This window comes from Roseibium sp. 10G30-5, assembly GCF_055809635.1.
Genome location: NZ_CM147918.1, coordinates 3,612,171 through 3,637,677, shown reverse-complemented (window position 1 = coordinate 3,637,677; position 25,507 = coordinate 3,612,171). Strand labels below are relative to the sequence as shown.

General features: G+C 57.0%; 16 protein-coding genes and 4 pseudogenes. 4 read left to right on the top strand and 16 right to left on the bottom strand.

Features of this window, described 5'->3' with window-relative positions:
- Window positions 1-18: 18 nt before the first annotated feature.
- The 4 genes from AC0L7U_RS18345 to AC0L7U_RS18330 form a co-directional block, all read right to left on the bottom strand.
- Complete coding sequence (locus tag AC0L7U_RS18345; RefSeq protein WP_473692718.1) at window positions 19-1,275, bottom strand: glycosyltransferase family 87 protein; 1,257 nt, start codon at window positions 1,273-1,275, stop codon at window positions 19-21.
- Between the two features lie 137 nt (window positions 1,276-1,412).
- Window positions 1,413-1,844, bottom strand: a complete 432-nt coding sequence (locus AC0L7U_RS18340; RefSeq protein ID WP_473692717.1) for a Fur family transcriptional regulator — start codon at window positions 1,842-1,844, stop codon at window positions 1,413-1,415.
- A 2-nt stretch (window positions 1,845-1,846) separates the two neighbouring features.
- Window positions 1,847-2,674, bottom strand: a complete 828-nt coding sequence (locus AC0L7U_RS18335) for a metal ABC transporter permease (RefSeq protein WP_473695902.1) — start codon at window positions 2,672-2,674, stop codon at window positions 1,847-1,849.
- A 2-nt stretch (window positions 2,675-2,676) separates the two neighbouring features.
- Window positions 2,677-3,588: an ATP-binding cassette domain-containing protein gene (locus AC0L7U_RS18330; RefSeq protein WP_473692716.1), complete on the bottom strand. Its 912-nt coding sequence runs from the start codon at window positions 3,586-3,588 to the stop codon at window positions 2,677-2,679.
- Between the two features lie 267 nt (window positions 3,589-3,855).
- Here AC0L7U_RS18330 and AC0L7U_RS18325 point away from each other — a divergent pair, with 267 nt between their 5' ends.
- Window positions 3,856-5,256 carry a mannose-1-phosphate guanylyltransferase/mannose-6-phosphate isomerase gene (locus AC0L7U_RS18325; protein ID WP_473695900.1) on the top strand — a complete coding sequence of 467 codons (1,401 nt, stop codon included), beginning with the start codon at window positions 3,856-3,858 and terminating at the stop codon, window positions 5,254-5,256.
- A gap of 111 nt (window positions 5,257-5,367) precedes the next feature.
- On the opposite strand, the pseudogene cysN reads toward AC0L7U_RS18325, so the two are convergent.
- From cysN to puuE, 6 genes and pseudogenes are all read right to left on the bottom strand, one after another.
- Window positions 5,368-7,275: pseudogene (gene cysN / locus AC0L7U_RS18320) on the bottom strand (sulfate adenylyltransferase subunit CysN).
- Window positions 7,275-8,201, bottom strand: a complete 927-nt coding sequence (gene cysD / locus AC0L7U_RS18315; protein ID WP_473692715.1) for a sulfate adenylyltransferase subunit CysD — start codon at window positions 8,199-8,201, stop codon at window positions 7,275-7,277. The pseudogene cysN and the gene cysD overlap by 1 nt, the downstream one beginning before the upstream one ends.
- Window positions 8,202-8,258: 57 nt before the next feature.
- Window positions 8,259-9,158 (bottom strand): 3'(2'),5'-bisphosphate nucleotidase CysQ, encoded by a 900-nt coding sequence (cysQ, locus tag AC0L7U_RS18310; protein WP_473692714.1) that lies wholly within the window; start codon window positions 9,156-9,158, stop codon window positions 8,259-8,261.
- A 251-nt stretch (window positions 9,159-9,409) separates the two neighbouring features.
- Entirely contained in the window at window positions 9,410-10,297 is an 888-nt protein-coding gene (gene pcaQ / locus AC0L7U_RS18305) for a pca operon transcription factor PcaQ (RefSeq protein ID WP_473695898.1), read from the bottom strand.
- Between the two features lie 804 nt (window positions 10,298-11,101).
- The gene (locus AC0L7U_RS18300; protein ID WP_473692713.1) at window positions 11,102-11,296 is read right to left on the bottom strand and encodes a hypothetical protein; all 195 of its coding nucleotides are present in this window, start codon (window positions 11,294-11,296) and stop codon (window positions 11,102-11,104) included.
- A gap of 305 nt (window positions 11,297-11,601) precedes the next feature.
- Window positions 11,602-12,501 (bottom strand): annotated as a pseudogene (puuE, locus tag AC0L7U_RS18295) (allantoinase PuuE); the annotation flags it as partial.
- A gap of 265 nt (window positions 12,502-12,766) precedes the next feature.
- Between puuE and AC0L7U_RS18290 the strand changes: the two are divergent.
- Window positions 12,767-13,909, top strand: coding sequence for an efflux RND transporter periplasmic adaptor subunit (locus tag AC0L7U_RS18290; protein WP_473692712.1), 1,143 nt, complete (start codon window positions 12,767-12,769; stop codon window positions 13,907-13,909).
- Window positions 13,909-17,260, top strand: a pseudogene (locus tag AC0L7U_RS18285) (efflux RND transporter permease subunit); the annotation flags it as partial. The gene AC0L7U_RS18290 and the pseudogene AC0L7U_RS18285, both read left to right, overlap by 1 nt.
- A gap of 197 nt (window positions 17,261-17,457) precedes the next feature.
- Here AC0L7U_RS18285 and AC0L7U_RS18280 read toward each other — a convergent pair.
- The 5 genes and pseudogenes from AC0L7U_RS18280 to AC0L7U_RS18260 form a co-directional block, all read right to left on the bottom strand.
- Window positions 17,458-18,267 carry a CDP-alcohol phosphatidyltransferase family protein gene (locus tag AC0L7U_RS18280; protein ID WP_473695896.1) on the bottom strand — a complete coding sequence of 270 codons (810 nt, stop codon included), beginning with the start codon at window positions 18,265-18,267 and terminating at the stop codon, window positions 17,458-17,460.
- 121 nt (window positions 18,268-18,388) lie between these two features.
- Window positions 18,389-19,093 carry a phosphatidylserine decarboxylase gene (locus AC0L7U_RS18275; RefSeq protein ID WP_473692711.1) on the bottom strand — a complete coding sequence of 235 codons (705 nt, stop codon included), beginning with the start codon at window positions 19,091-19,093 and terminating at the stop codon, window positions 18,389-18,391.
- A 222-nt stretch (window positions 19,094-19,315) separates the two neighbouring features.
- Window positions 19,316-21,167 (bottom strand): annotated as a pseudogene (locus AC0L7U_RS18270) (ABCB family ABC transporter ATP-binding protein/permease).
- 455 nt (window positions 21,168-21,622) lie between these two features.
- Complete coding sequence (locus AC0L7U_RS18265; protein ID WP_473692710.1) at window positions 21,623-23,068, bottom strand: LysM peptidoglycan-binding domain-containing protein; 1,446 nt, start codon at window positions 23,066-23,068, stop codon at window positions 21,623-21,625.
- On the bottom strand, window positions 23,028-23,561 hold the full coding sequence (locus AC0L7U_RS18260) for a hypothetical protein (protein ID WP_473692709.1): 534 nt from the start codon (window positions 23,559-23,561) through the stop codon (window positions 23,028-23,030). Before AC0L7U_RS18260 ends, AC0L7U_RS18265 begins: the two co-directional genes overlap by 41 nt.
- Window positions 23,562-23,806: 245 nt before the next feature.
- On the opposite strand from AC0L7U_RS18260, the gene AC0L7U_RS18255 reads away from it, so the two are divergent.
- Complete coding sequence (locus AC0L7U_RS18255; protein ID WP_473692708.1) at window positions 23,807-24,403, top strand: LOG family protein; 597 nt, start codon at window positions 23,807-23,809, stop codon at window positions 24,401-24,403.
- A gap of 104 nt (window positions 24,404-24,507) precedes the next feature.
- Here AC0L7U_RS18255 and mbfA read toward each other — a convergent pair whose 3' ends face one another.
- Window positions 24,508-25,494: an iron exporter MbfA gene (gene mbfA, locus AC0L7U_RS18250; protein WP_473692707.1), complete on the bottom strand. Its 987-nt coding sequence runs from the start codon at window positions 25,492-25,494 to the stop codon at window positions 24,508-24,510.
- Window positions 25,495-25,507: the final 13 nt, after the last annotated feature.

The following is a 25,507-nucleotide window of genomic DNA, read 5'->3' as shown; positions in this document are numbered from 1 at the left end:
TATGGCCATGACCTCTCCTCAAGCCCCTTGCAGGTCAGCGATATCTGGCACAGACGCATTGACCGCTTTCCGAGCTTTCTTCACCAGAAACCACGCCATGATAATCACCAAGAGCGTGTTCAAAGGCACCAGCGCGGAATAGAAATAGGACACATCATGCGAAAACCTGGAAATGATAATCGTCATCAACGGTTGCACCAGAAGAAGGCCAGCAGCGAATTGAAACGGCAGCGGCACCTGCCCCAACACGCGGATTATCAGAAGCACACCGACCGTCTGGAGATACCAATCATAGTAGAACAGGTTTGGTGATACGAAACCCGCCGTCAGAAAGATCAACCCGAGCGCGGCGTCGCGTCGATACGCTCGCGCCACATAGGCTGACCAGACACATCCAAGAACAATCACTGTCATCTGCACCGGCCAGCGAATATCTGATGCCACACCAAGTTTGCCAAGAGAATGAAACACGGTCAGGCTCGTGGACTGCACATTCGAGAAGAATGTCGCATAGGCCGGGTCACTTAGAATATTGAAAAAGGCCTCGAAAGGCGCGATGCCATAGCGTGCAAGAGCCACAAGACACAGAACAGCCGTCCATAGGCAGGCCCAGAAGATTGCCCGATAATGGCCGGCAAACAAAAGATAGATGGCGATCAGCACACCATATTGCGGTTTCACGGTCGCAATGGCCAACGCCAGCCCGGCCCAAAACGGCCGCGTCCCGGCGTTCACGGCTCCGAAGGCAAGAAAGGTGATGACGATGGCCGCTATATTGAGGCAAGCATAGTTGTAATAAGCGACCGGACTCAGGATCATCGCAACGGACAGAAATGTTCCCGCGGAAACCGCTCGACACACCATGAAAGATGACAGCGCCAACAAGAGCAGAAGCGCCAGCTTCACCGTGCCATAGGAAAAATGCGCCATTGGTTCGGCAAACAGGAAAAAATGCGGCGGATTGAGCATCAGCAGATAGCGGCTGTCTGGCGCTATTCCAGACTGAAAAATCGCCGAATTATACGCCTGTTCTGCCACCCCTTGCATGGCAAGTTGCCCGGCCCTGTAAAACACAATCAAATCTTCATTCGAGGCGTCGAGCACCGATGCCGGAAAGTGCCAGAAGAGCTTTGGCTCGGACACGGCATAGAGGTACAGACAGATAAACCCGGCAACGAGAAGGATCACATTAAAGACGCCACCGCCATGTTGATCCTGACCATGCTCGACCGGGGAATGCGGAGATAAACCTGAGCGGCTCATAAACTCAGTCAAGGAAATATCCTGAAAGTCATTCAATCAAACGCAAGGATAAATTGTAATTCTTTCCCTTGGATGAACTCGCAGGTTTCAATCTTAAAACTGAAGGCTTTGAACGGCGTCCTTCAGGAGACAACACACCTATGCTCCTGTCAGGACCCCATCAGCCTGCAGCGGCATTGCGCACATATGCCGCGCAACTCAACGGTGATCTTTGACAGCGCAAACGCGTGTTGATCCGCCCAGCCTTTCAGAATGCGGGTGGCCTCGTCCGGGGTAAATTCCGCTGCGCCGCCGCACTTGTTGCAAATGGCAAAGGCCGCCGTCTCATGTGCAGCACACTGAGGATGGCTGCAAGCAACAAAGGCATTGAGACTTTCCAGACGATGCACCATGCCGAACTCGACCAGCTTGTCCAGCGCACGGTAGACCTGCAAGGGCGCGCGAAACCCCTCATCGCGAAGGCGGTCCAGAATGGTATAGGCGGCCAAAGGGGCCTCTGCCTCGGTGAGAGCGTCGAACACCAGAGCCTGATTTTTCGTCAGCTTGTGATCGTGATGATCATGCTTGTGAGACGTGTCCATGACTACCCTTTCCTTTCCAGCGCGCGCCGTCGTTCTCTCGCCTTCAGTCCCGGCCATGGCAGAATGACGAGAATGAAAAGTACCATTGCGGCGACCACAATGGACGGCCCCGAGGGCGTATCCCATTGCAGTGAGCCGAACAATCCGGCCACAACAGCGCAAACCCCAATGATGGCGGAGAAAAGCGCCATTTGTTCGGCACTTGCCGACACTCGACGGGCGGTTGCTGCCGGCATGATCAGCAAAGCGGTGATCAGCAAAACGCCGACGATTTTCATGGCAATGGCGATGACCGCCGCCAGCAGAAACACAAAGATCATGTTGGCACGCTCGGGCCGCATACCTTCCGCGCCCGCCAGATCCGGGCTGACGGTTGCAGCAAAAAGCGGCCGCCAGATCCAGGCAAGAACGGCAAGAACCACCGCGCCACCAGCCCAGACAATGAGAATATCCTGTTTTCCCACCGCCAGAATATCCCCGAACAACAGGCCGAGCAGATCCATACGCACCCAGGTCATGAAACCGAGACACACCAGTCCGACGGCCAGGGACGAATGCGACAACAACCCAAGCAATGCATCTGACGACAGCGTCTGGCGCGAGCGCAGCGCCAGCAAAAGGGCTGCAATTCCCACCGACACGACGAACACAGCCAGCGTCGTGTTGATTTGCAAAAGCAGCGAAAGGGCCACCCCCAACAGCGAGGCATGCGCCAGCGTATCGCCGAAATAGGCCATCCGTCGCCAGACGATGAAACATCCGCAGGGGCCGGCAACCAGCGCCACACCAATGCCGGCCAGAAGCGCCCGCATGAAGAAATCATCAAGCAGGCTCACCAGCGCGCCTCCCCCGTGTCCCGATCGGCAGGCGGCGTGGTCTGCGCGGCCTCGGAACCCTGCGCATGATGATCGTGATGATGGCCATGGTCCTGCTCTTCAGAGTGATCATGTGCCCCGTTGCAGTGCTCGCCCGCACATTGCGCCATGATCGTGCCATCGGCATGGCGCACCCGCCCATCCGGCAAATGTTCGTGATCATGATGATGTTCGTATACCGCAAGGGTCTGCGCCATGCTGCGCCCGAACAACTTACGAAAGGCATCGCTTTGCGACACCGCATGTGGCGTGCCACGACAACACACATGGCCATTGAGACAAACCACCTGATCCGTTGCCGCCATGACCACATGCAAGTCATGCGAAATCATTAAAATACCGCAGCCCATTTCGCGACGCAGATCAGCAATCAGACTGTAGATGGCGGTTTCGCCACTTTGGTCGACGCCCTGCACCGGTTCATCAAGGACCAGCATATTGGGCTCTCGTGCAATGGCACGCGCCAACAGCACACGCTGCATTTCACCGCCGGAGAGGTTGCGCAAGTCTTCATTCAGCAGATGGCGCACATGAGTGCGCTCCAATGCGGCGACTGCATCCGTATCGGACAGCTTGTTGGTCAACGACATGAATCGGCGCACCTTCAAGGGTAGCGTCCAGTCGATCATCAGCTTCTGCGGAACATAGCCGACCTTGAGATCGCGCATCCGGACAGCCGTGCCCTCACTGGGCTTGAGAATGCCAAGCGCCATCTTGGCACTGGTCGATTTGCCCGATCCGTTGGGTCCAATCAGCGTGACGATTTCACCCGGACGCACCTCCAGATCAACGCCACGCACAAGCCAGCTCGCGCCACGTTGCACACCGGCGTTCTTCAGGCTGACAAGGGGAGTGTTGCTGTCTGTCACTCTTAGACTTTCATCAGTTGGCATGTCGCCCTGTTGGTCACAAGGAAGCGACCACGCGCTTGTTACTGCATAACATAACGCTCCCTCCCTTCGAAACAAGAGAAAGCAAACCAACCGTCCCAGCCCTTCCCCATAAAGCACGGCGCAGCCGATCGCCTTGTTGGGCCGTGTTCTGCGGCGCATCCCGGTTGCAGATCCCCATTCAGAATGCTTAAAGCCATATTGCGTACATTTGCGATTGAACGATCTGGCATTGGTGATTTCTTGATGATTATTCCCTGCATTCTATCCGGTGGCGTTGGCACCCGTCTGTGGCCCTTGTCACGCAAGGATCGCCCCAAGCAGTTCCTGCCCTTGTTTGACAATCAAAGCCTGTTTCAAAAGACGGCGCTGCGGGTGCAAGGAGCAGGCTTTGCTGCTCCCATCGTCATCGGCAACAACGACCATCGGTTTTTGATGGGCGAGCAACTGACCGACATCGGCATCGAGCCGGACACCATTCTCTTGGAGCCTTGCGGCCGCAACACCGCCGCCCCTGCCGCTATGTCGGCGCTGATCGCCCTGGAAAAGGACGAGGATGCATTGGTTCTGCTGCTGCCTTCCGACCATCTGATCAAGGATGAACCGGCGTTTCTGGAGGCGATCACCGCCGCGCGCAGCGCTGCGCTCAAGGGCAATATCGTCACCTTCGGCATTCAACCGGAGACGCCAGAAACCGGCTACGGTTATATTCGCCTCGCCGCGTCCGACACGCCCGTTCATGCTGTCGACGCCTTCGTCGAAAAGCCGGATCTGGCTCGGGCCGAGGATTTCCTGGCTGCCGGGAACTACGTCTGGAACGCCGGCATCTTTCTGTATTCGGCCAAGGCCATGGTCGCAGCTTTTGCCGCACACCAGCCACAGATCCTGGCAGATGTGCGCGCCGCCCTTGCGACCCGAACACGCGATCTGGATTTTACCCGGATCGAGCCGAACACATTCGCGCGCATCGAGAGCAAATCGATCGACTATGCCATTATGGAAAAGGTCGAAAACATCGTCTGCGTGCCCATGTCGCCGCAATGGGATGATCTCGGCTCGTGGTCGGCCATCTGGACCGCATTGGACAAGGACTCTGATGGCAATGCCAGCCTTGGCGACACACGCTTTCTCGAAAGCGCCAATTGTCTAGCCTATGCCGATCACGGGCTGGTCTCGATCGTCGGACTGTCGGATATTCTGGTCATTTCCACCCGAGACAGTGTACTGGTCGCCCACAAAGACCATGCGCAGGACGTGAAAAAGATCGTCGAGGCGCTTCAGGCAGAAGGGCGCAGCGAGACCGACCGGCACCCGCGCAGCTATCGGCCCTGGGGCTGGCGTGAACAAATCAATCACGGTGAGCGCTTCTCGGTCCAGTCCCTGCTGATCAAACCGGGGCACGGCATGACCTTGCAGAGCCATCTGCACCGCACCGAGCATTGGGTGGTCATGTCAGGCACGGTCGAGATTACCATCAATGACGAAACCAAGCTGCTGAGCGAAAACCAATCGGCCTACGTGCCGCTGGGATCAAAGCACAAGCTCCACAACCCGGGCCGCATTCCGGTGCGCATGATCGAAGTCCAATCCGGCACCTATCTGGAAGAAGACGACGTGATCCGGCACGATGCGGCCAGCACCTTATAAGGCGTGTTGCTTCTGATCGGCTCCTAGCAATCTCGGACCATGTTGCCAGCCTGCAAATAAGGCCCGGTGTTTTTGCACCGGGCCTTATTCGTTTTGTGAGATCAGGTCCGATCAGGCAACGAAGCCCTTTTGTTCCAGATAGGCAATCACCTCGTCGGCGACCTCTTCCGGATCGCGGTCGGTGTTGACCAGGCGCAATTCCGGCTCTTGCGGTGCTTCATACGGGCTATCGATGCCGGTGAAGTTCTTGATTTCTCCAGCCTCCGCCTTCTTGTAAAGGCCCTTTGGATCGCGCTTCTTGCACTCCTCCAGCGGCGTGTCGACGAAGATCTCGACAAACGCGCCCTCGCCCACCAGATCGCGCACCATGCGGCGTTCAGACCGGAAGGGGGAGATAAAGGACACCAGCGTCAGCAAGCCCGCATCGGTGAAGAGTTTCGAGACCTCACCCACACGGCGAATGTTTTCCACCCGGTCTGCATCGGTGAAGCCGAGATCGCGGTTCAAGCCATGACGCACATTATCGCCATCAAGCAGATAGGTATGCCGGCCGCGCAAGTGCAACTTCTTTTCAACGATCGAAGCAATGGTCGACTTGCCTGACCCGGACAGACCCGTAAACCAGAGCACGGCCGGTTTCTGACCCAATGCCTCGGCACGCACATCCTTGTTCACATCCAGAGCCTGCCAATGGATGTTGGTGGCACGACGCAAGGCAAACCAGATCATGCCCGCACCCACTGTTGCATTGGTGATGCGGTCGATCAGAATGAATGATCCCGTGTCGCGGTTGGATTCATATGGATCAAAGGCCACCGAGGACGACAGTGACAGATTGCAAAAGGCAATCTCGTTGAGCGCCAGTTGCTTGGCGGCAACATGCTCGAAGGAGTTGACATTGATCTTGTGCTTGATCTCTGTGACCGTGGCATTGACCGTGCGTCCGCCAATCTTCATCAGATAGGAACGACTCGAAGCAAGGCTTCGTCAGCCATCCAGATGACATGTGCTGCCATCTGATCCGCTACATCAGGCCGCGCATGCGGGTCGGAAATCAGATCGCCCCGTGAAATGTCGATTTCGTCTTCCAGCGTCAGCGTGATCGCTTCCCCCGCTTGCGCGTTGGGCTGCTCGCCCATCGGGGTCAGGATCTGCTTGACGCGCGACGTCTTGCCCGGCCCGGCCACGGCGATCTGGTCGCCCACCTTGATGGAGCCTGCTGCGACCGTCCCGGAATAGCCGCGGAAATCCAGATTGGGACGATTGACCCACTGCACCGGAAAACGGAACGGTTGGCTCAGTTCATGATGCCCGATCTCGACGCTCTCCAGATATTCCAGCAGTGACGGGCCGGAGTACCAGGGCATACTGGCGCTGGACGTCGTGACATTATCGCCAAAACGAGCGGACATCGGGATTGCCTGCAGGGTTTCGAAATCGAACCCACTGGCAAAGCTCTCAAACTCCTTGCGGATTTCCTCAAAACGGTCTTGCGAGAAATCAACAAGATCGATCTTGTTGATCGCCAGAACCACATGGCGGATCCCCAACAAGGAGGCAATGAAAGCATGACGACGGGTCTGCACCATCAAGCCGTTGCGGGCATCCACAAGTAGCACAGCCAGATCCGCCGTCGATGCACCGGTGGCCATATTGCGCGTGTATTGTTCATGACCCGGCGTATCCGCAACGATGAACTTGCGCTTGTCGGTCGCAAAGAAGCGGTAGGCCACGTCAATGGTGATACCCTGCTCACGCTCGGCTTCCAGTGCCATCGACCAGCAAGGCCAGATCCATGTCTTCGCCAACCGTCCCATGACGGCGTGAATCCTTCTCCAGCGCAGCCAGTTGATCCTCGAAGATCAGCTTGGTGTCGAACAACAACCGCCCGATGAGTGTGGACTTGCCATCATCAACAGAGCCACAGGTCAGAAACCGGAGCTGGTCCTTTTCTTCCTGCGCCACGATATATTCGGCAACTGCGTTGGTGCCGTCGGTCGTTTCATCAGCCAAGGACATCAGAAGTACCCCTCGCGCTTTTTCTTTTCCATGGAGGCATTATCGTCCTGATCGATCAAACGACCGGAGCGTTCGGAGGTGCGGGCAATCAGCATTTCACGCACGATGTTCTGCAAGGTGTCAGCCTCAGACTCTATGGCCGCCGTCAGCGGATAACAACCAAGCGTGCGGAAGCGGACCTTGCGCATTTGTGGAACTTCGCCAGGAGCTAACGGCAGACGCTCATCATCAACCATGATCAACTGTCCGCCCCGTTCGACAACCGGGCGTTCCTTGGCAAAATACAGCGGCACAATGGGAATGTTCTCCGCCATGATGTACTGCCAGATATCGAGCTCTGTCCAGTTGGATAACGGAAAAGCCCGGATGGATTCTCCCTTGGCTACGCGAGCATTGTAGAGGTTCCACAGTTCCGGCCGCTGGTTCTTTGGATCCCAGCCATGCTGCGCATTGCGGAAGGAAAACACGCGCTCCTTGGCGCGGCTCTTTTCCTCATCGCGACGCGCGCCCCCAAAGGCAGCGTCAAAGCCATACTCGCTCAAGGCCTGCTTGAGCGCTTCCGTCTTCATGATGTCGGTATAAGCCGCACCATGATCAAACGGATTGATGCCCTTGGCCCGCCCGTCCTCATTGGTATGACGGATCAGTTCGATGCCGAGATCCTTGACCGTTTGATCGCGAAACGCGATCATCTCGCGGAATTTCCATGTCGTGTCGACATGCAGCAGCGGAAAAGGCGGCTTTGATGGATAAAACGCCTTCATCGCCAGATGCAACATGACGGAGGAATCCTTGCCGATGGAATACATCATCACCGGATTTTTGAACTCCGCCGCCACTTCCCGAATGATGTAGATGCTCTCGGCTTCAAGCCGACGCAGATTGCTCATGCGCTCTGCTGATGCGTCCGAATTCAATGCGTCCATTCCATTGCCTCTCGATGCAATCATCTTGTGTCTGCCTTCTTGCGAAGACAGCTCATGTCAGGTGCCCGACCTGTCGTTTCTCCAGCGCGAGGGGACTGCAGCAGTCTCCAGGAGACCCCGGCTTGAGACGGCGAGAAAATACGGGCTTTTGAAATCATCCTTGCAAGGGGTATCCGGTGCTGCGTAGGACACTGGCTGATGTGTCTCGTGGTGCAGCGCCATACCGCCCGCCGCCCGCAGCACGGCATCTCCAGCGGCAATGTCCCAGAACATGGTTGGAGCCAGTCGCGGATAAAGATCCGCCTTGCCGCAGGCCAGCCAGCACAGCTTCAGCGACGAGCCGATGGACACCATCTCCGCCACCTTGAACTGTTCAATAAAGCGGGAAGTTGCATCTGATAGATGCGAGCGGCTCGCAAGAATCGTGAGACCAGCGGCCAATGGTGCGCGCACGCTGATCGCGCGACGGTCAACAAGAACGCCATTCTCAACGCGCGCCTGAAAGGCCCCCGCTGTCAGGGCATCTGCATCAGGCTCTTGTGCGGGCAATGTGCCGCCCCAGTAGATCTCGTCCATCGCGGGGGCATAGACAACGCCCCACACCGGCACACCGTCCTCGATCAAGGCAATATTGACGGTAAATTCGCCATTGCGATTGACGAATTCCTTGGTGCCATCCAGCGGATCAACGAGAAAATAACGACTGCCAATGCCGGGCAGATGTCCTGCCTCGACCGCCTCTTCCGCCACCACCGGAATATCGGGCAAGAGTTTCGACAAGCCTTCGAGAATAACCTCTTCCGCCAACCGATCGGCCTGAGTGACGGGCGATCCATCGGTCTTCCGATGGGCCTCAAAACCGACACGGTAGAATGTCATGATCTCGGAACCGGCCTTCAGGGTCAGCGCCAGAAGATCATCGAGCAAACTCGTGGTCTGTTGGGAATTCTCAGTCACCGCGCACCTTTGGTCCAAATCAATGTATCTGGACTGGATCGTAACGGCAGACAGTATGGGTCACAACAAACGGCTTTTTCGCCATTTTCGATTTTCTAGCAAAAGAAACCCGAAATGCCGGGCAGTTCCAAAAAGCATGCCCGAGCCACGTAATCCGATTTCCGATGCTCTGCACGTCACTGCGCCAACCAAGACCCGTGCGCGCCTCTCAAAAACACGCACGGCCAAGCTCACCTAAGGCCGACGTCTTGTCAGGTCGTCCCGTGGCACGTGCGCCGAACCATGTTCTGAAACATGATCTGCGCCGGCGTCGGTGCGCTGTCCGCCCTAATCATCAGACCGACTGGATTGGTGGTCATACTGGTATCAATGGGCAATTCAACGAACTCACCCGTCTCCAATTCCCGCTCCACCACGCCGCGATAAGTAATCCAGACGGCATCGGTCTCCACCGTGTAGGCGCGTCCAAAAGCAAGCGAAGCAGTTTCAATCTGTCGCGGCAATGTTGTGATGCCGTGCTGAAGCAGCAATTCTCCGATCTGCGGCTGAACGGTGGCATCATCCGTCGGCACCAGCACCATATAATTGGCAATCTGGGCGAGATCATTCGGCGCCATACCGATCAAGGGGTGCCCCTTGCGCACAACAAAGGAAATGCTTTCCGAATAAAGGTGCGTAAATGACAGATCCCCCATGGTCTCCGCTTGGGCAAAGCGACCGATGACAAGATCAAGTTCTCCGAGACGCAAGCGCCCGAGCAGGTTGGCGTTGGGAGCAGCCACAAGTTTCAGAGTAACCCCGAGCTTTTCATCATCGAAAGTGCGTACAGAATCCGAGAGGAAGTGCATGGTGATGCTCGGGACAACACCAATGTTCAGCGCAGACCCGCCCGAAATCTTGGCCTGCTTGACCCCATCCAACCCCTGACGCAACGCCGACAAGCTGGCGCCCGCGTAATGCAACAACACCTCGCCATAACGTGTGATCTCAACCCCTGCCCGACTGCGCTCAAACAAGCGCACCCCCAATATTTCCTCCAGTTCTTTCAATGTCTTGGAAACCGCCGGCTGTGTCACCGACAATGCATCTGCTGCCTTAACGAGGCTCCGACAACGGGCCACCTCCCAAAAGCATTGCATGTGCCGGTATTTGACCCGCTGATCAATAACTTTCTCGCTGCCAATCATAATTACATTACCAATAGTTATTTTAACGACGCAGGCAAATCACTATGGACCAATCCAATTTACTTACCCTACTTTAATCACCAAACGTTATTAATGTTTTTGAATAAGTCAATATCTCATCAGTACAATTCTTACGCTTCGTCATGCGAAGGCGAACCAAGCCATTCCTGCCTCCAAACAACAAGATTCAGGAGTGCTTTGAGCGCACGAAAACGCAAGCCTGCGACCGATCGATATTTTGAAAAACAACGTTGGATGAGAACTCTAGAACCGTCTGATCAAGGCACGCAAAACCGCAACAAGAATAACCATTCGAACAGATAAGCCTGCTCTTTTGCGCGTGACAGTACGTCAGACGACCCCATCTCGCAGGTGCCTCCTCTCACCCGGAAATGATCATTCGACTGATCATTTATCATACATTTGAACGCTTATTTGGTAGGAATAGCAAGAGTGAACGCGTGCTGGCCTATCGATTTCAACACCTGTGGACATTTTCGTGCGGGCGGCCCGTCACGTACCCTGACGCGCATTCATCGAAGATCTGGGAAGCAAAAAAGCGGCAGGAGAACCGGACTTCTGCGCAAATCAGCGCCGCATTTACCGGCAGAAAAGCCCTTTCCCTATGCACCTCGACGTCGTCAAAGGCAGGAGGATGCTCCGCTCTCGCTGGAGTTTGCATAACCAGAACGCAAGACGTGAATGTCAAATGACATCTGGCCTGGCAAGAAGAGAGCTCAGGGATGGACGAAAAAATCAGATCCGATGGGAGACCCGCTTCAACCGCGAAGCAACCTCTTCGAGCGGCAGATAGGGCATGTCCATCAGCGTGCGAATGCCGAGGCGCATCACATCAAGGCTGTCCGCCCCCTGATCATACATTTCCTCAAACGAAATCTTGTCGGCGACCTGCTCATATTGCCACTGCCCCTCGGCGAGATACCGGGACACGACGCTTTGCGTATGCTCACTGGAAACAGCAACCGTGATCGCAAAGCCGAGTATAAAGCAAGCAAAGAGATAAACGTGAAAATATGATCGCGAAAAAGAAGGCATTAAAATGAGCCTGCGCTTGCTTGTTAATTGTTTCTTTACCCTTCTAACAAGCAGGCGCCGTACGAACAACACAAGCCACTCGCATTTGTCTAAAATTTTAACAACTGGTTAATGGGTGTTTCGGCAGCAAAAAGCCGGCCTCAGAGGTCCTGACACCGGCTTTCCACGGTTACAAACGGATCCCCCGATCAGCCACGAGCGTGGTGGGCATGCCAATGCCAGGCAATATCGATGCGGCGCGTCAGCCAAACCTTGTCGAAGCTGGCAACATAATCCATGAACCGGCCCAGAGCAGCGGCGCGTGCCGGTCGCCCCGCCAGACGGCAGTGCAGCCCAATGTTGAGCATCTTCGGCGCGCCGGCTTCGCCTTCCGCATACAGCGTGTCGAAGGCATCCTTCAGATAGGTGAAGAACTGATCGCCCGAATTGAACCCTTGAACAGCGGCAAAGCGCATATCATTGGTGTCGAGCGTATAGGGAATGACAAGATGATCGCCTTGAGGGCCATCAACCCAATACGGCAGATCGTCGGCATAGCTGTCTGAATCATACAGAAAGCCACCCTCTTCCTTGACCAACTCCTGGGTCTGCATCGAGCACCGTCCCGTATACCAGCCCATAGGCCGGGCACCTGTCACCTCTTCATGCAAGCGGATCGCTGCCAGCATATGCTCACGCTCCACCTCCTGAGGAACATCGGCATAATCGATCCACTTCAGGCCATGCGAAGCAATTTCCCAATCAGCTTCCTTCATGGCAGCAACCGCGTCGGGATTGCGCGCCAATGCGGTCGCGACGCCATAGACTGTCACAGGAATCTTGCGCTCGGTGAACATGCGATACAGCCGCCAGAACCCGGCACGCGAACCATACTCGTAAATCGATTCCATACTCCAGTGGCGCTTGCCGGGCCACGGCTGCGCATTGGGCATTTCCGAGAGGAAACCTTCCGATGCGGCGTCGCCATGCAAAATGTTGTTCTCGCCCCCCTCTTCGTAATTGATCACGAATTGCACCGCCACATTGGCATCGCCCGGCCATTGCGGATCGGGGGTGGATCGGCCGTAACCAATCATGTCGCGTGGATATGAAGACGCCATCTCGTTCAACCTCTTGAAGCATTTCTTGAGGTCGAGAAAACCCCAAGGATCGACGCAATTCAAGTGCCAACGTCGATTTAAGACGCCAGCAGCCTCGCGCATTTGTGATCCTGACTGCCTTCTCGCCGTCTCTGTCAGTCACCATAACTGGAAACATGGGGCAATGGAGTGCATCCGTTACGGCAGGACGGACTGACATATTCCCCTTTGGCCAAGGCTCAATCGACAGCCCACCACCTCAACCACTCCGGCATGGGACCGCTGCATGACGATCCGATTTTCCTATCTTCTGGCCGTTTTGATTGCTTTGGCCGTCAGCATCTGGATGCTGTCCGGCACGCAGGTTTATAGCGGGCGCGGAGACAACGAGGGATCGGTCCCCCCACCGGCGGAACGCGCTGCACAAACACCTGAAAGCGCCTTTCGCGTCAGCGTACACCAGAGCACCGCACAAGATCGGCCGGTCGTTCTTTCCAGTCATGGTCGTACACAGGCCAACGCCAAGGTCAGCGTTGCCGCGGAGACCGCTGCCGTCATCACCGAGCGTCCTGTCGATCTTGGCGAAACGGTCAAGGCTGGAGATGTGCTGTGCCAGTTGGATCGTGGATCTTATGAGGCCGCCGTGCCAGAGGCCATGGCCAGCCTGAAGCAGGCGCAGATCGATGCGAATGCAGCCGACAGATTGTCGAACAAGGGCTACCTCGCAGAAAGTGGCCGATCCATTCGCACTGCCAAACTGGCCGCGGCGCAAGCCCAGTATGACAAGGCAAAACTGGAACTGGAGCGCACCAGCATTCGCGCGCCCATCGACGGCACCATATCCGCGCCCTTGGCAGAGCGCGGACAGAGGCTCAACGTTGGCGACACCTGTGCCACCATCGTTTCTCTTTCGCCCATGAAAACGCTGAGTGCTGTCTCTGAACAGGACATTTCAGGCCTGCATGTGGGCCTGCCAGCCGACATCCGCCTTGTCACCGGACAGACCGCAAAAGGTCAAGTGACCTATATTTCCCCATCAGCCAATGCCGATACACGCACCTACGATATGGAAGTCACCTTTCAGCCCGGCGACAAGTCTATGCGCGATGGTCTGACCGCCATCACCCAAGTTCGCCTCGGCTCCGAGAAAGCCCACCACATTCCAACTGACGCGCTGACGTTGAATGACGTAGGTGAGATCGGGGTACGCACTATTGTCGAGACCAACAAGGTGCGCTTCATGCCCGTGAAATTGCTCGATTCGGGGCAAGAGGCCGTCTGGGTCAGCGGCTTGCCAAAGGAAGTCACGCTGATCACCACCGGACAGGATTTTGTCGCCGATGGTGAAACCGTAGAGCCTGTCCCGCAGGACCAGACAGAGGACGCAGCAGCTTCCAAAACGCCCCAGCCCTCCACGGGCGGTAAATAATGACGAGCATGCTGGACGCCATTCTGCGTCGCCCCAAGACGGTCTTTGTACTGATGCTGGCGCTGATTGCAGCCGGAATCAGCACATATGTGTCGATTCCCAAGGAAGAATCTCCAGACATTGATGTGCCGGTGTTTTATGTGTCTGTTTCTCAGCAAGGCATCTCGCCGCGCGATGCAGACCGCCTGCTGGTTCGGCCCATGGAAACGGAGTTACGCAGTCTGGACGGGCTGAAAGAAGTCACGGCCATTGCCGCCGAGGGACACGCCTCGATCATTCTGGAATTTGATGTCGATTTCAACAAGGATCAGGCGCTGGATGATGTCCGCGCCAAGGTCGATCTGGCGCGCAGCAAATTGCCTGATGATGCTGATGAGCCCACCGTCACAGAAACCAATTTCTCCCTGCTGCCGACCATCACGGTGGCCCTGTCTGGTCAGGTGCCCGAGCGAACCCTGTTTCGGTTGGCGCGCGATCTGAAAGACCGCATCGAGGCCCTGTCGACCGTGCGCGCTGCTGATCTCAAGGGACACCGCGAAGAACTGCTGGAAGTTCTGATCTCCAGCGAAAAACTGGATGCCTATAACGTCTCGCAACAAGAGCTTGTCTCGGCCCTGAACAACAACAACAAACTGGTGCCGGCCGGGTTTATCGAAGCTGGCAGCGCGCGCTTCAACGTCAAGATTCCCGGTCTGGTCGAGACGCCGGCAGATGTCTATTCCCTGCCGATCAAACAGTCTGGCGAAGCGGTGGTGACGCTTGGCGACATCGCCCAGATCCGCAAGACCTTCAAGGACCCCAGCACCTTCATCCGCATTAATGGCGAACCCGCCATCGCGCTTGATGTAACCAAACGGCTGGGCAAGAACCTGATCGAGAACAATGCCGCCGTGCGTGAGGCCGTGATGGAAGCCCAGCAGCAGTGGCCCTCGACCGTTCATGCCAACATTCTTCTTGATCAATCCTCGCGCACCTTTGAAGTGCTCGGCTCGCTGGAATCCTCGATCATGACCGCCATCTTTCTGGTGATGATCGTGGTGGTTGCCTCGCTTGGTCTGCGCTCGGCCCTGCTGGTAGGGCTGGCGATCCCGACTTCCTTCATGATGGGTTTTCTGGTGCTGGGCCTGCTCGGCTATACAGTCTCCAACATGGTGATGTATGGACTGGTTCTGACAGTCGGCATGCTGGTCGATGGCGCCATCGTCATGGCGGAATATGCAGACCGGAAAATCGCCGAAGGCATGCCGGAAGGCGAGGCCTATATCCGCGCTGCCCGATTGATGTTCTGGCCGATCATCTCCTCAACCGCCACCACGCTCGCCGCCTTCCTGCCGATGCTGCTATGGCCCGGCGTGGCTGGAGAGTTCATGAGCTATCTGCCGATCATGGTGATGATCGTTCTGTCAGCCTCCCTGCTGACGGCCTTGATCTTCCTGCCGGTTACCGGAGGCATCTTCGCGCAAGCCTCTCTGGCCCTGAGCCGCTTCGCCGCGCAGATTTATGCGCTGTGTCTGGGCGTGATTGTCTGGTGGGCCGCACAAGGCCTCATCGCGCCCTGGCAGGCCATTGCCCTCGGCAGTCTGGTAGCGCTTGTCAGTTTCGTGCCGCTCCGCGCGTTGGTCCGCAAGGCACAGGCCCGCGCTGAAATCCAGAAACAAAGAGATAACGCCGAAGCGCAGAAACTCGGCCATGCCCACACGTTTGACCCTAACGCCATTCGCGGAATGACGGGTCTCTATATCCGCATCCTGCGCCGCTTTGTATCAACGCCCCTGGGCAACATCATCGCGCTCGTCGGCATCATCGGCAGCGGTGCGCTCATCGTCATGGCATTTGTCGCTCATCCAACCGGCATCGAATTCTTCATTGATGAAGAGCCCGACCAGTACCGTGGTATTGGTCTCGGCACGCGGTAACATGTCGGCAGGCCAGACTCTGTCCATCGTCAGCGATGTGGAACGTCAGGTCATGCAGGTGAGCGGCGTCAAGAATGTCATAACCTCGACCACTCCCCCGACCGGCGACAGCGCAGGCGGCAACGGCTTTGGCGGGGTGCAGGACAAACCCGCCGATGTGGTCGGCGAATTGCATATGGAACTGAGTGATTTTTGCTGCCGTCGCAAGGCCGTTGAAATCTTCGAAGAAATTCGCCAGCGCACCCGCTCAATCCCCGGTATCAAGGTTGAAATCCGCCGTATGGAAATGGGGCCTCCCTCTGGAAAGGATCTACAGCTCGAAGTCCGCTCCACCAGTTACGACAAGGTGGCTGTGACAACTGCGCGCGTGCGACAGCACCTGGATCAGATGGCCGATCTGATTGATCAGGAGGACGACCGCCCCCTGCCCGGCATCGAATGGCAGATCTCTGTTGACCGCACGCAGGCTGGCCGTTACGGCGCTGATATTTCGTCCGTTGGCGCCATGGTGCAGCTTGTTACTAATGGTGTCCTGATTGGCAAATACACGCCCGAGGACAGCGACGACGAAGTTGATATTCGCGTCCGTCTGCCGCAGAATGAGAGGACCCTCGACCGGTTCTCCGACCTGCGGCTTCAGACACCGCTGGGCAGCGTGCCCTTGGCCAACTTCATCACTCAGACACCAGCCCAAAAGGTCTCGACCATCACCCGTCGCGACGGGGCCTATTCAATGATGCTCAAGGCCACTGTCGATCCGACAAGCACGGCCACCGTTGACCAGAAAGTGCGCGAGTTGGGGGCCTTGCTCGACACGCAAACCTTTGCCCCCGGCGTGACAACACGCTTCCGGGGGGCTGATGAAGACCAGAAGGAAAGTCAGGTCTTCCTTGGCAAGGCGATGATCGCCTCCCTGTTCCTGATGTTCCTCATTCTGCTGACGCAGTATAATTCATTCTACCAGACGTTCCTGACGCTCTCGACCATCCTCATGTCGGGCTGGGGCGTCTTGCTGGGCATGTTGATGACAGGTCAGCCGTTCTCGGTGATCATGACGGGGACAGGCATTTTTGCACTGGCGGGCATCGTCGTGAACAATGCGATCGTGTTGATCGACACTTATAACCGGCTGCGCGAGGACACCGATGATCCCGTCATCGCCGTGTTGCAGACCGCTGCACAACGCATCCGACCCATCATGCTGACCACAATCACCACGATTGCCGGTCTTATTCCCATGGCGACCCAAATCAATCTGGATTTTGCCAGTCGGGTGACAGCCTTTTCCAGCATCACCTCCACCTGGTGGGTACAGCTGTCGACGGCGATCATCTTCGGTCTGGCCTTTTCCACCTTGTTGACCCTGGTGTTCATTCCCGTGATGCTGGCGATGCCGGGGGTCTGGAGCAAAACCTGCCAGCGCTGGCGATCCAGACCACGCAAAAACGCCGAGTGCCTGCTGTCCGATCAACAGAATAAAACTCCCGAAAGCCTGAAAGAAGCCGCCGAATAAAGGATCTGTCCCCAGTGGGATCGAGTGTCCTGTCAAAGAAAAAGCGCTGACGGCGATGGCGGTCAGCGCTTTTTCGTTCTCAAACCCAAATCGAAAGTCGGCGGAGAACCGCAGCAGGATCAGGACGAACGGTGCCGTCCGAGATCGCCAAGCTGATCGAGATCGATCTCATCATCATCGGGCCCGTCGTCATCCTTGTCAGACCAACCCTCTTCGCGCATGTAGCGTTTGTAGCGTCGCCAGGCGAGAGGAATGGACGCGATATAGAGCAAGGTGCCGATGGTCAGCATCAAGAAGGTGTAGCTGACCGTCAAGGCCGTGATCAGAACGATCAGCACGAAGACAGGCAGCACATATTCACGTCGCACCCGCGCACCGAACTTCTTGCCGGAAAATGTCGGCACGTGGGAGATCATCATGAACCCCACGAACATGGTGTAGAGCGCGATCCCAGGGCCAAAGCTGTCCCAATGCGGCAAGACACCGACAAATTCCAGATAAAGCGGCAACAGTGCAGTCAAGGCTCCGGCAGGCGCAGGCACACCGGTAAAGAAATGCACGGCCCAGTCCGGCTTGTCGGGCGCATCAAGCGCGGCGTTGAACCGCGCCAGACGCAAGGCGGCGGAGATCGCCAGAACAAGGCAAGCAATCCAGCCAAGCGAGCCGTCTTCCTTGAGGATCCAGAGATAAAGGATCAAAGCCGGAGTCACGCCGAAGTTGACGAAATCAGCCAGAGAATCCAGTTCAGCCCCGAACCGGGATGTACCACGCAGCATTCGCGCCAGACGGCCGTCAACGGCATCCAGGACTGCGGCGACAAGAACCGCCCCTATGGCAAATTCCCAGCGCCCTTCTGTTGCCATGCGCACGGCTGTCAGGCCCGAGCACAACGCCAGCAATGTGACGAGGTTGGGCAAGATCAAGCGCATTGGCACGCGGCGGAACCGTGGATCACGGCGCGGTCGCGGCGCTTTGACCTTCGGCGCGTCACTTGCAGAGGGTGTCGGAGACGGATCTTTATCGCTGTCGGTCAAAATGCTCTCTTCCGGTTCAACTGACCTTGGTCAACGGATTGATCGGCACACCGCTTTCAAGCAGATCGGCCAAGACCGTTTCCCCGGCAACCATCGTCTGACCAAGGGCAACCTTCGGTGCAACTGTCGTTGGCAGATAGACATCGAGACGCGAGCCGAAACGGATCAGGCCGAAGCGCTCACCGGCGCCGATGGTTTCATTTTCACGTACAAAGCAGACAATACGCCGTGCAACGAACCCGGCAATCTGCACCACGCCAACACGCGTTGTCGGCGTGTCGATCACAAGACCGTTGCGCTCGTTCTGCTCGCTTGCCTTATCCAGTTCGGCATTGAGAAATTTACCGGCCCGATAGGCGATACGCGTGATGCGACCCGAGATCGGGGCCCGGTTCACATGGCAGTTAAACACGTTCATGAAGATCGAAATGCGCAACAGTGGCTCGCTGCCCAGCCCCAGTTCGACCGGAGGCTCGACCGGGCCAACATGGCTGACGACACCGTCGGCCGGAGAAATCACCAGTCCCTCGCCCACAGGCGTGACGCGGCGCGGATCCCGGAAGAAATAGCAAATCCAGCCGGTAAAGATCAGTCCGATCCAGAACAGTGGCGAGACGAACCAGCCGATGATCAGCGTGGCGGCCAGTGAAATGGCAATAAACGGCCATCCCTCGCGGTGGATGGGGACGAAGGCCTTGGTGACAGAGTCCACAAGTGACATGAACGGATCCCTTGATCAGAGCAGTGTAAAACCGGCCTGCCGGGTTCTCGGGGTCTCCCCTCCCGGTCGTTGCACCAAACCTGAGTACACGCGCCGCCCCCTGGCTGTTGAGCCTGCAAACGGGGCCGTTGCCCCGTAAACAGCCCTTCTAACGCCTTTCCGGTCCGATTTGAACCTTAAAAGCGAGCGCTGCGGAGACCATCCGCAGCGTTTCAGCGTTGCCTAGGATATGGACCCGTCGCCATCCTCGTCCGCGAGGTCCTCGGCACGCGGGCCACGCACGACCATGCCACGATCATCGAGTTCACGTACCGCACGCAGACGTTCTTCCGCCTCGTCGGCCTCGCGCTGACGTGCCCACATGGAGGTGTAGAGCCCATCAGCCGCCAGCAACTCTGCATGTGTGCCTTTTTCGGCAATCTCGCCATTGTCCAGCACCAGAATCTGGTCGGCATTGACCACCGTCGACAGACGGTGTGCGATCACCAGCGTGGTGCGATCCCGCGAGACCTGATCCAGCGCGCTCTGGATTTCGCGCTCGGTATGCGTATCAAGTGCAGACGTTGCCTCGTCCAGAATGAGGATCGGCGGCGCTTTCAAGATTGTCCGCGCAATGGCGACACGCTGCTTTTCACCACCCGAAAGCTTGAGACCACGTTCACCAACCTCAGTCTCATACCCATCTGGCATACGCTCGATGAACTCATGGATCTGGGCCATGCGTGCCGCCGCTTCAATCTCCGCATCGGTTGCATCCGGTCGGCCATAGCGAATGTTGTAGGCGATGGTGTCATTGAACAACACCGTGTCCTGCGGCACCATGCCGATCATTGCCCGCAGGCTTTCCTGCGCCACATCCCGCACATCATGCCCGTCGATCAGAACAGCACCACCAGTCACATCATAAAAGCGGAACAGCAAGCGTGAAATTGTCGACTTGCCCGCCCCGGACGGACCAACGATAGCCAGTGACTTGCCTGCAGGCACAACGAAATCGACGCCCTTGAGGATCGCCCGATTGGCATCATAGTGAAACCGCACGTCCTTGAAAGTGATGTCCCCCTTGACGCTTGGCAGCAGCTTTGCATCCGGCTTGTCTTCGATTTCGGCAGGCACTTGCAGCAACCCGAACATCGCCTCGATGTCGGCAAGGCCCTGACGGATTTCGCGATAGATAAAACCTATGAAGTTCAGCGGAATGGCGATCTGCATCAACAATGCATTGATCAGAACAAAGTCACCAATGGTCTGCTCGCCTGCCATGACCGCGCGTGCCGACAGGATCATGCAAATGGCGGTACCAGCCCCCAGAATGGCCGCCTGACCAAAATTGAGCTAAGGCAAGTGACGTCCATGTTTTTGTCGCGGCCACCTCGTAACGGGCCATGGAAACATCAAACCGTGCGGCTTCCATTTTCTCGTTGCCGAAATACTTCACGGTCTCGAAATTCAACAGACTGTCGATAGCCTTGGAGTTGGCCTCCGTATCGCTGTCGTTCATCTCGCGGCGAATGGCGATGCGCCAGTTGGACGCCTTGATGGTGTACCAGACGTAGGTCACGATCATCACCGCCACCACGACCAGATAGATGACGCCGAACTGGAACCAGATGACGATCGCCATGAAGGCGAATTCCAACAGAGTCGGAATACCATTGAGGATGGTAAAGCGCACGATCGACTCGATGCCCTTCACGCCACGCTCGATAACGCGGCTCAGGCCACCGGTTCGCCGCGCCAGATGGTAGCGCAAGGACAACTGGTGCAAGTGCGTGAAAGTAATGAAGGCGAGCTGGCGCACGGCGTGCTGACCAACGCGGGCAAACAAGGCATCCCGCAACTGGTTGAAGCCAACTGCCATGACGCGCGTCGCATTGTAGGCAATCACCAACATGACCGGAGCAACGAGAAACGCTGGAAGGCCATCCTTCTGGCCAGTCAGCGCATCTGATGCCCAGGCGAAGAAATAGGGCGAGAACACCGTCACGACCTTGGCAACCACAAGCGCAAATATGGCGAGGACCACACGCTGCTTGAGATCGGGTCGCTTGGCGGGCCAGATGTAGGGCCACAGATTGACGAGGGTTCGGAACGTCGAACCTTCATCTGCCGAAACGGTCGATTTGGCAGGCCCGTCGTTGGCTGCTTGCTTTTGCTTTGCATTGTCTTTTGATGAGGACAACGGGGTCTCCTGAAAGGTCTGTGCGGGTTTCCCGCATCATTTTATGTGACGTCGAATGCTCCGAGGTCTGCAAAGGCTCTCGGAGGCGAAAACGTCTCCTTAGTCAAAATCAACGTAACGTCTTGCATGAAGAACAAAGGGTTGCAGGACTTTGCAGGTCGGTCGGACGAAGGCGCTCAACCTGCAATAAAAGCATCAACTGCGCATGACGATTGTGCTGCATATAGGCCTGCCATCCAACAAAACACAGATTTTGCGGCAAGAAAAACGGCGGATCGTCTGTCGACGCCGCCGTTTTCTGTTTTCAATCGGCAGGCTTCTTGGTGAGGCTCACCGACAAGCACGCGTCAGTTCTTGTTCGACGCGCCGCCTTCATCCCCCTTCAGTGGTTTCCACTGCATGTCACCTTCCGGGGTCAGGAACACCTGCCCGGGATAGATCAGATCCGGATTGCGGATCTGACCGCGGTTGGCCTGATAGATGGTGGTGAAGCGGAAGCCCTTGCCGTAGAGCTTGCGGGCAATGCGCCACAGATTGTCGCCCTTGTGAATGATCACACTCGGCAATTCCTTGGTCACGCTGCCCTGCCCCCCTGCATCGCCAACGTCCGACGAGCCAGTCGCATCCATGCGGGTCAGCACGACGGCCTCTGGCTCCTTGTCGAATGTCACTGCGGCACGAGCCACGACCTTGCCGGTCTTGGGATCCACCATATCGGCGCGCACTTCAACGCTGCCGACCTTGAGCTTCATGTCGCCCTTGGTGTTCCAACTTCCATCGCGCGTGACATCGGTTTCACCCAACAATTTGTCGGCCACATAGACCCGAACCTGCAAACCTTTTCCGCCCTTGCCTGCAGCAAAAACGGTCCCGGTCTGGCTTTCCACCGTATCGACGGTGACGACGGGCGTTTCAACCGCAAGCGGCATGTCCGTCTTGGCTGGTGCAGCGGCAACGCTCTCGCCTGCGCCCGGCATCCCTGCCTTGGCAGCCTGTGTTGTCGAGGTTTTGGCCATCTCGGCAGATTGGTCATCCGTCCTTGGCGTTTCCGCAACGACGGTCGACGTCTCCGGTGCGGCGTTCTGCGACGCATCCTTCGCAGTATCGTCCTCTTCCTTAGCGGGTGCGCGTGCAGTCGCCGCATCACTCATAGCGGCCGCGTCATTCATCTCGGCTTCCGAGGGCATGTCAGCCGTCTTCGCTGCGTCAGGGATCTGACCCGGAACGGCCTGCTGACTAGTATCGGCCTGCGTTGCCGCAGCAGACTGGTCGGCCAGATCGGTCTTCTTCTCGGAAGCCGTCGAGGTCTGAATTTCCGCCTTATCGTCCGCCTGTGCCAACGCGGTATCCGCCTTGTCCGTAGCGGTCGTAGTCGTCGGTTCTGGCTTAGGCGCTGTCTCAGCTTGTGCAACCTGCGTTGGTGCGTCTTTTGGCTTCGGTTCTTGCAGAACTCTGGAAGCCGCATCTGGCGCACTCAACACGACGAGCGGCTGGCTCTTGCCATCTTTTGGAATGGACACAGCCAGTTCGTCGGTGGAATTCGTCTTTTCCTTGGTGGTCTTGTCTTCGCTTTGCAGGCCAACATTGTAGTCACCCGGCTTTAGCGGCTGGTCAAGAATGATCGACCACTCCCCTTCGGTGTTGGCAACGCCCTTGCCAACCACCTTGCCATTGGCCAACAGGGCAACAATTGAGCCAGCATCCGCGCGCCCCGCAACAACCGTATCGCCATTGGGCTGAACGCCGACTACATCAAAGCTCGGCGGTGTCCGCAGCAGACGATTTCTGCACATCTGCAGTCTTGGGCGTCCCCGCAGAAGTCTTGTCCATCTCGCCGGTTTTGCGGGCCTGCTCTTGCCCAGTCTGATCCTGCTTGGCGAGACCCGGCTTGGACTGGTCCTTGTCGGTGGGGGCGGTCACATCCGCCGATGCACTGCTATTCTTGCTGTCTGCGTCCGAGGTGCCAGTACCCTGTGTGTCTGCCCCCGGTGTGCCTGTGACTGATGGTGTCGTGGCCGGTGCATTTTCAACTGGTGCCGGGGTTGCGGCTACCTGTTCGGAGGACCCATCTTGGGCCGTGCCTTTGGCATCAGAACCGGCATTGGCCTCCAAAGCCTGTTCACTGGCACCGGATGTCATAGAGCCAGAAGATTTCTCCTGACTTGCAGTCACGGACCCGCCGGAAGAGGATGTCGGTTTTTCCAGATAAACATATCCGGTCACAACCGCTATGGCTCCGACGATCGCCGCAAGGATAACCATGCGGATCACAGCATTTTTCGACATTCAGCACCCCATTCACCACGTCCGGCTCATCAGCCCAAGCCCGCCGCGATATATCATTTCCAAAAGCGCGGTGAAACACCGCCCAGCATGCAAAAGCCTAACATTGCCTGAAAGACAGCTCCATAGATAATGGGGTTTGCTAGAAACGGCAAGAATTCCAGCCGTTCAACAAGGTATTCGGGGATTATAAATTACGGGAGAAAGCAGCGCTTGACGTTCTTTCAGCCCGATGCGACTCATTGTTCATGAGCAAGATGAAAAGCGTTTGTGTTTATTGCGGTTCCAGCTTCGGGACCGACCAACGATACGAGGCGGCCGCGAATGAACTCGGACGCCTGATCGCCAATTCAGGCTGGCGGCTGGTCTACGGTGGCGGCGACGTTGGCCTGATGGGCACCGTTGCACGTGCGGCGCGCGATGAAGGCGGCAGCGTTGTCGGCATCATTCCGGATTTTCTGGAACAGCGCGAACACATGCTTGATGACCTGGACGAACTGATCGTCACCACCAACATGCACGAGCGCAAACAACTGATGTTCCAGAAGGCAGATGCCTTTATCGCGCTTCCCGGCGGCATTGGCACTCTGGAAGAGGCCGTGGAAATGATGACCTGGGGCCAGCTCGGGCGTCATCAGAAACCCGTTATTCTGGCCAATATCAATGGCTTCTGGGCGCCACTGATTTCGCTGATCAATCACATGCGGGCGCAAGGATTCATCGGACGCACCAGCGACGTGCCTTATATGGTCTGCAACACGATCGAGGACATTGTCCCAGCTCTGCAGCGCCATCCAGAAGACCCGTCACTCAACGAACAGGCGATCAACGAAGACAACTTCTGACGCTGAGACCTCAAAAGGCAGGAGCCTTGCCCCGCCCCACCCCTTAATAACGTGCTCGGCCAACATCGGGGCATAACGTGCTCGGCCAACATCGGGGCGCGCGCCTAGCCCGCCCCGATCACAATCCCTGCGGCCAGCACCAGGGCACCACCCACAACCACCTGAAGAGTGGCTCGCCAGAACGGCGTTTCCATGAAGCGGTTCTGGATGAAGGCGATTGCCCAAAGCTCGATGAAAACGATGATGCCTGCCAGAATGGTCGCCGGCCAGAAAGACGGGATCAGATACGGCAGGGCATGACCAAGCCCTCCCAGCGCCGTCATCAGGCCGCAAGACAGACCGCGCTTGAGCGGCGAGCCCCGCCCTGAAATCTTGCCATCATCGTGCGCCGCTTCCGTGAACCCCATGGAAATGCCGGCTCCGACAGCCGCGGACAGGCCCACCAGGAAGGTCTGCCAGGTATTCTGCGTCGCAAAGGCCGCCGCAAAGATCGGAGCAAGGGTCGAGACGGACCCATCCATCAGCCCAGCCAGACCCGGCTGCACATAGGTCAGGATGAACTGCCGCCGCGCCGCCTTGTCCTCTTCCTCCTGAACATCTTCTGTCAGATGCTCCTCAGACAGGGTCAGGGCCGTCTGTTCATGGTGATCCTCGGCCAGCGCCAGATCACCCAGCAGCTTGCGAATATCTGCATTGGAAACCGACTTGGCAGCCTCGCGGTAAAACCGTGCGGCCTGCGCTTCCATCAAGGCGGCTTCAGCGCGGATGGTCTCAAGCGACAGGTTCTGCATCAACCAATCAGGTTTGCGATCATAAAATCCGGAGACATGCTCACGACGGACCAGCGGAATGAGATCACCGAAATGTACCTTGAACTGATCGATCAACTCACGGCGATGACTATCTTCCACTTGCGCCATTTCCTCAAACACCTGCGCGGAATGCGGGGCCTCGTCTCGCAGGATACGGGCATAGGCCTGATAGATGCGTGAATCGTCCTCTTCAGACGAAATGGCGAGCGCCAGGATTTCCTGCTCGTTGAGAGAGGAAAATGCTCTGCGTCGACCGCCGGACAGAAACTTGGACAGCATCGGATACCCATCG